This is a genomic window from Trichocoleus sp. ST-U2, assembly GCF_039961875.1.
GTDB lineage: Bacteria > Cyanobacteriota > Cyanobacteriia > Cyanobacteriales > FACHB-T130 > FACHB-T130.
On record NZ_JAMPJY010000052.1, the window covers coordinates 12,356 to 25,721 of the forward strand.

10 protein-coding genes are annotated in these 13,366 nt (G+C 46.6%); 1 reads left to right on the top strand and 9 read right to left on the bottom strand.

Translation table 11 applies throughout. The annotated features are described in order from the left end of the window. Positions 1 to 102: 102 nt before the first annotated feature. The 4 genes from NC996_RS24030 to NC996_RS24045 form a co-directional block, all read right to left on the bottom strand. Entirely contained in the window at positions 103 to 2,208 is a 2,106-nt protein-coding gene (locus tag NC996_RS24030) for a S8 family serine peptidase (RefSeq protein WP_190688825.1), read from the bottom strand. Between the two features lie 192 nt (positions 2,209 to 2,400). Further along, a complete protein-coding gene (locus NC996_RS24035) occupies positions 2,401 to 4,695 on the bottom strand; it encodes a GAF domain-containing protein (RefSeq protein WP_190688828.1) in 2,295 nt (764 codons plus the stop codon). Next, positions 4,692 to 7,328: a response regulator gene (locus tag NC996_RS24040; RefSeq protein ID WP_190688831.1), complete on the bottom strand. Its 2,637-nt coding sequence runs from the start codon at positions 7,326 to 7,328 to the stop codon at positions 4,692 to 4,694. The genes NC996_RS24035 and NC996_RS24040 overlap by 4 nt, the downstream gene beginning before the upstream one ends. A gap of 107 nt (positions 7,329 to 7,435) precedes the next feature. Further along, positions 7,436 to 7,630 carry a hypothetical protein gene (locus NC996_RS24045; RefSeq protein ID WP_190688833.1) on the bottom strand — a complete coding sequence of 65 codons (195 nt, stop codon included), beginning with the start codon at positions 7,628 to 7,630 and terminating at the stop codon, positions 7,436 to 7,438. Positions 7,631 to 7,824: 194 nt separating this feature from the next. Between NC996_RS24045 and NC996_RS24050 the strand changes: the two genes are divergently transcribed. After that, positions 7,825 to 8,406 carry a Uma2 family endonuclease gene (locus NC996_RS24050; RefSeq protein ID WP_190688836.1) on the top strand — a complete coding sequence of 194 codons (582 nt, stop codon included), beginning with the start codon at positions 7,825 to 7,827 and terminating at the stop codon, positions 8,404 to 8,406. A 103-nt stretch (positions 8,407 to 8,509) separates the two neighbouring features. On the opposite strand, the gene NC996_RS24055 is transcribed toward NC996_RS24050, so the two are convergent. The 5 genes from NC996_RS24055 to NC996_RS24075 form a co-directional block, all read right to left on the bottom strand. After that, positions 8,510 to 8,848, bottom strand: coding sequence for a type II toxin-antitoxin system RelE/ParE family toxin (locus NC996_RS24055; protein WP_190688839.1), 339 nt, complete (start codon positions 8,846 to 8,848; stop codon positions 8,510 to 8,512). Continuing rightward, on the bottom strand, positions 8,832 to 9,095 hold the full coding sequence (locus NC996_RS24060; protein ID WP_190688842.1) for a hypothetical protein: 264 nt from the start codon (positions 9,093 to 9,095) through the stop codon (positions 8,832 to 8,834). The genes NC996_RS24055 and NC996_RS24060 overlap by 17 nt, the downstream gene beginning before the upstream one ends. 194 nt (positions 9,096 to 9,289) lie before the next feature. Beyond that, positions 9,290 to 10,924 (bottom strand): NB-ARC domain-containing protein, encoded by a 1,635-nt coding sequence (locus NC996_RS24065; RefSeq protein WP_339380461.1) that lies wholly within the window; start codon positions 10,922 to 10,924, stop codon positions 9,290 to 9,292. After that, positions 10,925 to 11,338 carry a hypothetical protein gene (locus tag NC996_RS24070; protein WP_190688848.1) on the bottom strand — a complete coding sequence of 138 codons (414 nt, stop codon included), beginning with the start codon at positions 11,336 to 11,338 and terminating at the stop codon, positions 10,925 to 10,927. A 517-nt stretch (positions 11,339 to 11,855) separates the two neighbouring features. Continuing rightward, positions 11,856 to 13,088, bottom strand: coding sequence for a DUF4336 domain-containing protein (locus tag NC996_RS24075; RefSeq protein WP_199303299.1), 1,233 nt, complete (start codon positions 13,086 to 13,088; stop codon positions 11,856 to 11,858). Positions 13,089 to 13,366: the final 278 nt, after the last annotated feature.

Sequence of the window (13,366 nt, forward strand, 5' to 3'; positions counted from 1 at the left end):
AGACGGCTCATTACTCACGACCATTACCGCTATTTCTATCTATCCAGCAACATACTCTGATTGCCGATAAAAAACTGAGTAGGGGCACAGCAGTGCCCCTACTCAGATGCCCAAGGTTAATTCCCAGCTGTTCAAAGTTCCTGTATCCATCTGGGCATAATCCACGACCCACAACTGCCAGATGCCTGCTACGGGTTTGTTGAGAAGTTGCTGGAGTGCGGGTGTATTTTGCAGCGTGTAGGTGGCTTGCAATTGAGTTGTAGAACCCAGCGTGCGACCTTGCAACAGCACCGTAATTCCGTTAGGACTCCTCACGCTAACTTCGATATCCCCCAAAAACTGGTGTTGAATGTTGACGCTGACTTGGATATCTCGTAAAGGACTGGCGTAAGTTACGTTAATTGCGCTGGTAACGCCTTGGGAGTTGTAGTCGGGAATGGGGACGAGGTTGTCATTGCGTCCGTGCAAGGCTTGGGAGGCTTGGGAGGGTTGGACGCGCTGCTGCTGGGCAGCTTGAACAGCTTTAAAAGCGTTGACTTTGCCATAGCCGAACCACTGCGAGAAACCGTTTGCATCGTAACTGCCCAATCGAAAAGTCAATTGGGGGTCGGGGTCGGGGTCAACGACTTTGTCAGCGGTTTGTTGCAGAATTTGCCTAACTTCTGTTGCAGTTAAATCGGGATTAGCTGACAGAATGAGGGCAGCAACGCCTGCGACCACGGGACAAGCACTAGAGGTGCCGCCAAAGTCACTGGTGAAGTTGCTGCTGTCGTAGCCAGCGGCTCCGAGTCGGTCAGTGGTAAAGATGCCCAATCCAGGCAGCAATGCTCTGACTTCGGGGGCGGTACTGACATAGCCGGTTTGTTCAAACCACATTCCCGGCGGGGCATTGTTACTGGGGGCACAGACAGAGACGTTGGTTCCCCAGTTACTGTAGGCAGATTTTTTGTTGAGGCTGGTACAAGCAGAAACTGCGATCGCATCTGGATGAACGGTGAAACCACCTAGCCACTGGGTAGGACCTTTTAACAGGTTATTAGGCCATCCCTGCTCGTTAATCGTGCCACTGATGGGACGATTTGCATTCCCGGCAGCAAAGACGATGACACAGCCTTTACCGTCTCGTCCTTGGGTCGCGGCACGAGTTAGGGCGGCGCGTTGCCGCAGGGACAGGGGAAAGTAGACGGCTGCTGGCCCCCAGCTACAGGAAATGACCGCAGCACCGTTGTTGGTAGCCCAGTCAAAGAGTTGTTCGATGGTTTCGTCATCTAGATAGCCGGTGGTGCGGAGGGGCATCAGGGCACAGCCTGGGGCGACTCCTACAATGCCGGTGCCGGTTTCTTCTGCGACTGCAACCCCAGCACAGGCGGTTCCGTGGTTTTCATTGTCGTCTCCAGGTAGCGGCAAGAAGTCTTGTTCTTTGAAGTCTTTAGGAGCAACAATTTTGCCGGTTCCCTGAAAATCTGGGTGGTTGAGGTCAAAGCCATCATCTGCCACTGCGACAACGATGGAACGGATGCCTTTGGTGATATCCCAGGCTTTCTCAACCGAAATGTGAGAACCGGCTGCTATCTGAGATCCGCCAAGGTTGTTGAGATACCATTGCTTGGGATAGAGGGAATCTTTGGGCCGGTAGTGCTTTTCTTGTCGAACAACGATATTGGGTTCGGCGGTAAGTACCTCTTTTCGCCCCATTAAGCGGTTGGCAATTTTAATGGGATTTTCCCGTGCTTGCGGACTGACCTCGAAGACGAAGGTGTTGGGAATACCGCTAACGGGTCGCAGCAATTGTAAGCCAAATAAGGATGCGATCGCTCTTTGCGTTTCTTCATCCACCGATGGGGCAAATTGAATTGTCACCTGATCCGTTAGATAAACTAACGTCTGCGGATTCTCCTTAAGTTTATAGACATGACTGGCAAAGGCGACATCCTCAGATTCTCTTGCCGCCTGCATGGCTTCGTCTCGCTGGGATGGGTCAACAATGAATTCTTGTAGGGGAGGAGTCATCCCGCTTCTACCGGGGATTTCCTGGTGTGCTTGGGCGGGAATAGTTTGCGCCAACTCCTCAGATGCAGCGTCGGGGGTAGCGGGGCGGACCGTGAAGCGATCGCTCACTTTCTCCAATGCCAGTTCTTCACCCCCCCGCTGTAAAATACGACCGACGCTTTCTTCTGGCACACTACCCGCAGATTGGTCATTGCTCATTGGTAAACAGCTAAGTTTTAACTTTTTATTTTTATTCTCTATAGCAATTTTATTCTTTTTGTAACATCATAGTTTCTCTTGATTCTTCTTTTCCGTTTTATCAATATTATATTTTTAATCTCAATGGAATTTTTAGATTTCTTGACAATTATTGTAAATTACTTTACTACCTGCTAACAAGTTTTACTAAAATCAAAAAATCGGTAGCTCAACTAAAAAGCAGGTTATTTTGGATTTACTTTCCACTTTAATTGTTCCTCCTAAATAAGCTACCATCTTTTGAACCAGTGCCAGTCCTAGACCAGTTCCGCCATGCTTCCACGGGTCATTACTTGGAATGCGGTAGAACTTATCAAAAATTCGGGGAATTTCATCCGTGGGAATTTCAATCCCAGAATTAGTCACTTCGAGCTGAAGCTTTTCTGATTTAGCACGGACAGCTACCTTAATTTTTTCTCCTTGCGGAGTATATTTACAAGCATTATTCAGCAGCTCGGTGAGGATGCGTGCTAAACAGAATGGATCGGAGATTAGAATCGGCAGTTCTTCGGGAATCTCTACTTGTAAGATTTGCTTGTGTTTGTGGGTTCGCTGTTCAAAAGGTTCTACGATATGGGGAATCCAGTCTTGTAGATGAATCGCTGTTTTTTCTAAAGGATGCGCCTCTGCATTGAGTTGCTGTAAGTGAAGTAGATCGTTAATCAGATTAATCTCTCGGTCACACTCATTATTTAACAGCTCAAAATAGCAATAACCTGGGTGTCTCTCCGCACTTTTATTAGCGATTTCATCCCGCCAATTGCAGGTTTCTTCCATAATCACTTCCAACATCTGAATTGCCATTTTCATGTTGGACACGGGGGTGCGTAACTCATGAGAAACCGTACTCAAAAAATCATCTTTGAGAAAATTGAGTTTTTCTAATTCCTCAACTTGAGCCAGTGAAGCTTGGTAAAGTCGGGCTTGGCGAATTGCGATCGCGCATTGATTAGCAACCTGCTGTAATAAGCGAATCTCTAGTTCGTTAAAAATATATTCCCGATCGTTTAATAACCACAGATCGCCCAAAACCCCTTGGTCATCAAAAATCGGACAAGCTAAAACTGAAAATTCACCGGAAACCGGCTGAATTGGGTTAGGGCCTATTTTGCAAAATTGTAAATGCTTTCCTTGCAATAGTTGGGAGTAAATCGCCGGATTACTTGCCATTTGGATTTCGCTTCCCTCAGATGAAGGCATGGAAAGCGTGTACTCATAGCAAACCGTGGAAGTAGCCCCATTAATGTCATACAACGCCGTATCGCAGTATGTAACTCCCAGAACTTGTGCTAATTCTTGCACGGCTGTTTGCAAAATTTGGCTCTCATCAAGGCTGTCACGCACTTTATCGGTAATTCGTTTGAGCATCGCTTCAAATTTGAGAGCTTGCTGCAACTGGCTGGTGCGTTCCTGTACCTGGTGTTCGAGGTTTGTGTTGAGCCGCTGCACCTGTTGGTAAAGTTCAGATTGTTGAATCGCGATCGCTACCTGAATTGCCAACGAACTGAGAAAATCAATCTCCCACGGTTGCCAGTGCCGAGGTTGCGAACAGTGATGAGCAATCAACAGCCCCCACAACTGAGTGCTATCCGTGCTAGGGGCTATTTGGGAACTGAGCGAAGGTTCCTCCCGGCTCGCCGGTTCCCTTTCCTCAGCCCTGTTTTGCAAGATGGGCACTACCAAATTAGCTTTGACTTGAAACTGAGACACTAAATCGATGTAACACTGTTTCAAGCCAGCGTTGTAAATATCCTCCGTAGCTCGGATACGTCCGTGTTTGTAAGGCTTGACATAGTTTTCGGCAAAGCATGGATCTACAATGGTTTTCCCTAAGATAGGAGTCCAGCGCTCATCTACAGATTCCACCTCCACCATGCCACTCCAATCTGGATTGAAGCGATAAATTACCACTCTATCGGTCTGAAGAAATTGCCGCACCTCGCTGGCTGTAGTATTGAGAATTTCTTCTAGATTCAGAGATTGGCGGATGCGCTCCAGCACCGCTCCCATTAGCCGTTGTCGCTGATTTTGCTGCCGTAATTCTTCCGCTGCTCGACTCGCTTGGAGGAGACGACGCATCCGTTGGCGCAGCACTGCCCAGTGAACCGGCTTAGTCACGTAATCGGTAGCACCTGCCTCAAACGCCTGATTGACAGATTCTCGGTCATCAAGACTGGTAATGATTAAAACAGGTGTGCGATCGCCTTGAGGAAGTGATTTTAACTGGCGACAACAACTAAAGCCATCCAGAATCGGCATCAACGCATCTAGCAACACAATATCTGGATGTAGGCTGATGTAAGCAGCTAAGCCTTCCTCTCCATCACTTGCCTCTGCCACTGTGTAGCCTTCGTGTTCAATCATGGCGCGCAGCTGCATCCGCGTGAATTTGTCGTCGTCAACAATCAGAACAAGGTAGGAATCTGGTTCGGTGCAAGTAATATTCATTGCTGACTTGATTGTGCTTCCATCTGCAAAGCCGTTTTCACTTTTTCATACTCTGTTTCAATCTGTACAACAATTTTGGATGCACCCGCAATTTCTCCAGTCCGGCTCATCGCTTCTAGCTGTTTACACAAAGTAGCCAGTTGTACTGCCCCAAGAGCGGCACTGCTGGCTTTCAAAGTATGAGATGCTTGCCTGAGCGCGATCGCATCTTGGTTACTCGCTGCCGTCTCCATTGCTTGCAGCAGTTTGGGAGCATCTTCTAAATAGCAATGAATCAATTGAGTCAATAAATTTGAGGCTTTCCCTCCCACTGTTTTAGCAAATGCTTCCAGGATCTTCGCATCAATAGGAGTACTGAATGATAATGTTACATCGCTACCCTGTCCGCACTCAGTATTCAGTGAAGTAGTGGCTTCGCCCTCTCTTTTTTTGACTTCCCCAATCCCCGACTTCCCTGCACCTTTGTACCCCTGCACCTCAGTGCCCCTGTACCTCAGCAAAGCCTGAACTAACTCTTCCTTGCGGAGCGGCTTGCTGATATAGTCGTCCATGCCAGCTTCCAGACACGTTTCGCGATCGCCTTGCATGACATTCGCCGTCATGGCAATAATCCAAGGTTTTGCGCTCCCATCGGTTGCCAATTCTTTTTGGCAGATGTTACGACTCGTCTCTAAACCGTCCATTTCTGGCATCTGCACATCCAGCAGCAGCAGATCGTAGGGTTGACCCCGCAAAGATTCCAGCACTTCTAACCCATTGTTAACAACATCGGCTCGATACCCCAACTGTTGAAGTATGTGCAAAGCAACCTTCTGGTTCACCCGATTGTCTTCGGCGACAAGAATTCGGAGGGGAAGACTTTCGGCAAAGGGGAGCTGAAACTCAGGGAAAGTAAAGGGTGCGCGATGCACCTTGATCGGCTCTCGTACCAACAGATCGCTCAAGGTATTGTAAAGCTGAGATTGTTTAATCGGCTTATTCAGGAAGGTTGCAAATTTTACTCGATCTAACTGTTTCCCCCCCGGTTCCTTGCCATACGTTGTCAACATCACCACGGGTAATGCTTGAGCGTTCGGGAAGGAGCGAATTTCTGTCGCTAGGCTCAAGGCGTCCATCCCTAAAATTTGCCTATCGAGAATCACCATATCAAAACGCTCTCCTTGCCGAAGCCAGTTTAACGCCTGGGCACCCGATTCAGTTGCCTTCGGCATCATTCCCCAAGATTGCGTTTGCAAAATCAAAATCTGGCGGCTAGTAACGTTGGCATCCACAATTAATAGCCGTTTTCCAGCTAACTGCGGCTGGACAGCATCGAGTTCAACAAGTGGACAGCCAGGAAAATCTCGGACGACGATCGTGAAATAAAAGGTGGAGCCGCGTCCCACTTCGCTTTCAACCCACATCTGACCCGCCATCATTTCACTCAAGCGTTTGCTAATCACCAGTCCCAAGCCGGTTCCCCCATATTGACGGGCGGTAGAGGCATCAACCTGGCTAAACGACTTAAATAAACGATTGATTCGGTCTGAAGGAATCCCAATTCCGGTATCTTTGACGGAAAATTGGATTTCGTAATAGGTTTTAGGGAATGAATCAGGGGCAATGGATGATTGGTTTTCTTGCCGGTGACTAATTGCTGACTCCTGATTAACCATTACTTCTGTTGCTGTTACAGAAACCACGACTTCTCCAGCAGAAGTAAATTTAATTGCATTACTTAGCAAGTTCACCAGAATTTGGCGCAGTCTGATTTCATCTCCTAGCACGATGCTAGGTGTTCCTGTCTCAATTCGGTAAGCAAGTTCTAAGCCTTTTTCAAAAGCATGGGGAGCGAGTAAATCTAAGGCAGCTTCAATGCAATCTAACAAGTTTAAAGGTTGTTCTTCTAATTCCAGCTTGCCAGACTCGATTTTTGAAAAGTCGAGAATGTCATTAATAATTTTCAGTAAGGAATCGCCACTGCTACTGATAATCTCGACAAACTTTCGTTGCTGGAACGTTAGTTCTGTATCCAATAGCAAGCTTGCCATCCCAATGACTCCGTTCATCGGAGTGCGGATTTCATGGCTCATCATCGCCAGAAATTCGCTTTTAGATCGCGTTGCTTCCAGTGCTGCCATCCGTAGGGCAACTTCAGCTTGTACGGCTTTCTGAGCGGAGAGTCGCAGTTCCAATTCATCAATGACGATGGCGGCTAAGTCTTTGAGAGTTGCCTTTTCTGCTTCGGTCACTTGACGGGGTTGAGAGTCGATTACACAAATAGTGCCTAAGTTGAAACCATCGCGTGTCTGCAAGGGAGCCGCCGCGTAAAAGCGAAGTCCAAATTCCCCAGATACTAAGGAATTTGCTAATGTCCGGGGGTCTACTTCGGCATCCAGAACGGTGTAAACGTCTTCTTGCAAAATCGCACTGGCACACAGTCCGGGTTCGCGTCCAATTTGCTGAACTTCTAGCCCATGATGGGATTTAAACCAGATCCGGTCGTGGTCAACGATGCTAATAATGGAAATCGGGACATTAAAAAACCGGGCAGCTAGAGCTGTAATTCGGTCGAAGGCTCCATCTGGAGGTGTGTCAAGAATGTCGTAGCGACGCACGGCGGCGAGTCGGTCAGCTTCGTTATCGGGAATCATTGTTATATCAACTATCAATGGATTGTCTGGCTGACATACCTGGAGGTAGACACCACTTTCATCCTTCTCTACATTCTTGCGGTTATGTCAATTTATAATTTTTATTTTTAGAATTGCTCGGAAACTAGCAACCCAGCCCATGCTAATTCCTGTTTGAGGGCTTTGAGTTGCTGTTGATCCACAAGTAGCGCGTCTGAGCCTAGCGTTAAATTGCAGGGGGGTTGGAATGTTGCGCGAGTAGAGATCGCTTTAAAAACGACTACATTGGGACACCACAGTACAACTACTTTAGCAAGTTCCACGCTCGCTATTTTCCCCTTCTCTGCCCAGGGGAGTAAAGGATAAATAAAGTGTGTTTCCGGGTATACAACCGTCAGTAACAAAAGAGCGATCGCTCTTTACTTGTGCCAACTGAATCTGAAGCCAAGTTCGGCAATGCTTTGTTAAAGTTGGTTACAGATTGCCGAAATAGCCACTCGTTCTAAAAAACTACCCAATGACTATTAGCAAAAACTTCTACATTTCAAAAGAAGATTACCTAGAGGGAGAGCGAGTCAGCCCTATCAAACATGAGTATAGGCGAGGGCAAGTCTATGCAATGGTAGGGGCAAAGAAGCCTAATATTATTATTGCTAGCAACTTACTTACTTTGTTCAATAATCACCTTGAAGATAGCCCCTGCATTGTTCTTTCTTCAGATATCAAAGTCAGGCTTGAGTCAGCAGACTGCTATTACTATCCCGATGTTGCTATAACTTGCGATGAACGGGATACAAACTCTACAGATGACTTCATCCTCTATCCCATTTTGGTCATTGAAGTGCTATCTCCCTCAACAGCAGCTTTTGACAGAGGAGAGAAATTTGCTGACTATCAAACGTCGCCATCTTTACGAGAATATGCGTTAATTCATCAATCTCAGATGAGCGTCGAGTGTTTTCGCCTTTCCAACTCAGGCGATTGGGTTTCTCAAATCTACCGCCAAGGAGATGAAGTTTACTTTGCAAGTATCGATTTTCGCTGCGATATTGCTTCCATCTATCGAAAAGTCCCTGGACTTCAGAATGCTAATGCGTGAACATGAGAGCGATCGCTATCTTGTCCCAACCGATTTTGAAACCAAGTCGGTGGAAACAATTAAAGTAAAGACCATCGAACCTGCGCCCTCACCGACAACCTATTTAAACTCCATCTCCTAAATCGTCTAGGTCATCTACAGTTAATGGTGATTGAGCGCTATGGCGGACGTACAACACGTAAACTGTAGTCTCTCGAATAGTAAACAACACTCGATATATATTTTTGGCTTTCCCGTAAAGTAACTGTCGGACTTCTTCAGGAAAAATTTCGAGTTCAACTGCCAAAGCACAGCGCCGGGGCTTCTCTTGGAGTGTTGCGATCGCGTTCATCAACCCTCGAAACCAGCGATCGGCAAATTCGGGATTACGCTCTCGATACCATTGGTAGGCTTGCTCGATCTGAGCTTCAGCAATCGGGGTAATTTCAACCTGAAATGTCATACTTTTGCTGCATTTCTTGGATGAAATCTCCAATAGGGCGAGTTTGACCGCGCTCTAGTTCCTCAAAGCCTTGCTGAATACCTGCAATCGTTTCTAACTGATCGATTAGTTGGCGTACTTTGGTGGGATCGATTTTGCCAGGATCGAGAAAGGTAATCAGAACTTGGGTGCGATCGCTCACATCCTGTGGCAGTTCGGCGAGTTCAATTTGTCCGTTCTGATAAATGCCTTCGACAGTTTTTAGCATAAGTAGCAATAGGGTTGATAGTTCTCTCAATTGTACTGATTCTCGCCTGTGCTATCTGTTGTAATGTATGCTGGCAGGCGATCGCTCTTTGGTCGTGCCAACAGCATCGGAAAGTAAGTTCCGTAACGCTCTGATGAAGCTAGGTTACAGCTTGCCGAAATAGATGTGGGAGAAAAATGAATAAGTGGGTGATCTCATTCTTCAAAATCAAAACTCATTTTGATATCAACAGGTTCTATTTTAACTTCAGTAGGTGCATCCACTAATTCGACAAATTCAACTTCGACTTCGTTTGCATCAAGTGGATCATTTGCATCAAAGGCTATGTCTACTTTTGCTGTGACAATTCCGGTCTGCTGCTCTCCCACTTCTGTAATTGTATTTAGAAAAACCAATTCTCCGTCATCGGGATCTCGGTAACACATATCTAGATCAAGATAGCTACCGTCTGGGGTAAAAACTATTTCTGAACTTAATTCATACTTAAATTGACTATATTCATCATCAATATTATCAATTATAGATTTTTTTATAATTTTAACGGAATCTACTGTAACAGTTATCTCGTCAAAATCCACGAGTCTATCCATTTCTCGTGGGTGACGCCATCTTTCGGAAAATTCTAACTGTTCAAACTCTTCAGCCAGTCTTTCTTCTATTTCATTTAGGTTTTGTTCTAGCATTTCACCAGCTAGTTTTTGATAATATGCTTTAATTGCTAATAAGAAGGTTGCTTTTCGAGCATTTGCTTGCTCTGAAGCTGCTACCTTGTATTGTAAAAACTCTCGAATTAAGTGATGAATTTCATAGCAAGCTTCTCTTTCTTCAAGCCTCTGAATTAAATAAAGGCTATAGAGCTGCTGTTTAGCTAATTTAATATCTGTATTTGCCCAATTTAGTAATTGTGTATCACTAGAAAAAGTTACTAATTCCCAGGGAATTACGGTTGGCTTAAACAAGCTCAACAACTGTCCAACAAGCTGGCTAATTGGAGCAAGTTCTCGCCAGCTTAATTCAAATGCTGCTCTCACCCCACGAGCGGCTGTGCTAAAAGTTTGCTGCATTTGCTGTTCTGAAGGATCTAGCGCCTCATCTTGCAGTCGCTGGGCTTCCAGCCGTTCCAACATTTCTGCCAACGACAAGTCGGGGTCTTTTTTTAAATACCGCCCAACTAACTCCAAACCCAACGGTAGGCAACCCAGCCATTTACACAATTCTTCCGCTGTTTCAGGTTCCTGTTGCATCCGCCCTTCGCCCTCCAGGGTTGTCAACAGTTCAAAAGCCTCCTTCAGTGACAAAACATCTAAGGGTAGCTCAAAAACATTACTGTCCAAGTGTCGCTGCCGCGTTGTCACTAAAACGTGGAAGCGTTTAACAGTTGGCAGTATCTCTCGACAACTCCCCAAATCGGTGACATCATCCAACACGACCAATACCAGCCCTTCAGATGGTTCCCAGTGCTGCCAACACCACTCTACTTGTTTCTGAAGATTGAGTTCAGAGCGTATCTCTTTAAACTCCTTCAACACTTCCTGCTCCATGCGAAGCAGGAAAAACTGCACAATGCCATTCGCTAGATTGGATTCTCTTGCAGGTAACCAGCAAATTCCACCGGGGTAATCGGCTTCATGTTGTTGTGCATATTGAGTCGCTAGTTCAGTTTTGCCAACGCCGCCCATACCAGAAATGGAACACAACCGATTTCCTCTCCGCAACTCCCGATGCAGAGTTTCGAGTTCATCGGTTCGCCCAACAAAATTGGCGACTCCTCGGTAAGGAATGTTTTGTGGAGGATTTGACTTTACCCGTTCCCGTTCGGGCGACTTCAGTCAGAATTGGAAGGTCTGGTTCTGACTCTCGATATTGACCTTGCCTTGGTAGACGTTACCAATTTTCTCTACCTTATCCGCTATTTTTGTAATCTTCTGGATGCTTTGCGGTTGAGAATTTACAGCATCTGCTAAAGCTTGAACTGCTGCCGCAATTTCGGAGTCTGAGTTTGCCGCTGACTCCACCTTTTCCACCAAAACAGCTTCACCATAATCCTCTGGCTGCTGTTCAACTAACTCTGGATGTTGTGCTGCCACTTCTATGGCATTTGCTGTATCGGGAGACTTGCGCTTGAGCAATTGCATCAACTTGCCGCCTTGCTCCATTACCTTTTCTCCCAAGGTTTCGCCTGCCTTTTCAATGGCTTTCGTTAAAACCAAGGTTGCGATCGCGCCAGCAGTGAATGGTTCCATGTCTAGTTATATAGCTTTCTATTAAGCTACCTTAGCCTAGAGAGGTACTGAGCGTCCAAAGCGGAAGCAACACAGGAAGCGATCGCTCCTATGTTAGTTAGGGTAATTAGTCCTACAGCAATACTTAATCAACATATTCCTGCTGGTTTTATTGAGCAGTTGTTTTGATTAAGTTGAGGCTATAGTCATACAGGTATAGAAATAGTTTTGAGCATGACCACACAAACCTGTCCCATTTGTCATACTGCGGTGACTCCTTCTCTTAGATACCCGGAATACATTTGTAGTGACTGTCGCAGCAAAGCGACAGATATTAATGGCAGAAAACTACATTTTTACAATAGTTCCATGTCAGGTGGATACATTGCATATTATGCAGACAGCAACGACGAAGAAGAATACAAAAGCCACTTCTGCTATATAGATGGAATCAAATGCAGAGCTGACGAAGGAAGGGTTGGGGGTATAGTGATTGAAGTATATTCAGGCTAAGAACCTAATTACAAAAATCACTGTCTCATACCTTTTCTTTCGGTGGCGATGTGATGCCACGCTTAGTCAAATTTTCTTCGAGTTCCCTGATAAATTCAAAGTCTTCCTCCGGCAAAGGCTGACTTCCACCCCCTAAGAAACCCTCACCGATAGAAGACTTCTTCTTCAGGAAGGTGAACGCCCGCCGGAACTGATCGGGAGTTGCCTCAATCGGCGCATCAAAGTGGCAGGGAATAATTCGCTGGAAGTTCCAGCTTCCCACCTCGTCCGCCCAATCAAGGACTGCCTGAGGATCTTGGGTGAAAATGAACGATTGCAGAATTGGTGCCACGAACGGGCGACCGCTCCCTCGCAGCGCCTCAAAGGACTGCTGCCACTGAGCCTTCCATTTAAAGGGAAACCAACCGAAATACGCCTTCTTGGACCGATCCGGTGCTTTCAGGGCATCGCGCAAAGCCTGCCCCTGCTCGCTCATTTCCAAGGCACTGGGACGTAGATACAAAGCAAACAGCGTAATGCGCTGCCATCCCTTGCGACGATTCTCCTCAGTATCTTCAACCCGTTCCAAGGCGCTATCTCTGGCGTGGAACAGCAAGGGATATGGGTCAACTTGGACAATCTCTGGCGGAGACTCTGGCACCGAAAGTACCGAATCTGTCAGCAGCAGCGTGCGCGATCGCTTGTGCAATAAAGCCACTTCTTCAAAGGACCCTCGCCCCAAGTCGATGCTCAGCACTGCATAATTAAAGTCCTCAGCAAAGGGCGCATCCTTGCTATTCTCCGGAAGTACGTGAGTGCGTTTGCTAGGGAAACCAAGCCAACTCAACGGCAGATTCACCGGAAAGCTCCATTGGTTCTCAGTCACAAACACCTGTGCCAAAGGAAAGCGTCTGGCGAACGGACCCACGAAAACCTTGTGTTCTAAGCCAGAAGCGGTTGGCAGGATGATGTACTTAACATCGCCGTATTTCGCCTCCAACTCCTGAACCAGCCGGATACACTCTTTGGTCGCTGCAACTGGGGCATAGACGAGAAGACCTCCTTCTGAGAGCTTAACGACGGTCATGCGAATCGGTACGACAGTGTAGAGGATGCCCTGCATCTGGTCAAAAGTCCAGATCGTGTCCTTCACGACTTCTTTGCGGAGTGTCCGCCGCCGACTGTATGGGTAGAGTGGCACAGCCAGCCAAAAAGGCCATGACCAGTCTCCAGGTTTGATACTCAAACTATCTTGCCCCTGCCCAAACGATGCCTTCAATAGGTGTGTCTGGTGCGCTTTTTTTAGCGGTTCTATCCACTCCACGACCCCTTCCCCTTCTTCATGAATGCTGACGCCCGTGTTTGTCGAATTTCTAGCTGCTGGAGGAAAGCAAACTTTTGACTCAATAACTTATTTTTATCTAAAATCTAGACCCGCATGACAATTAGACTTTAAACAAACGCTCGTTTTCTACCCTATTAGGATCAATCCTTCCCAGATAAAGCAGACCTAACCCCCTCACAAGGGTAGGTTTTTTAGAGGATCAAGGAGTGGGA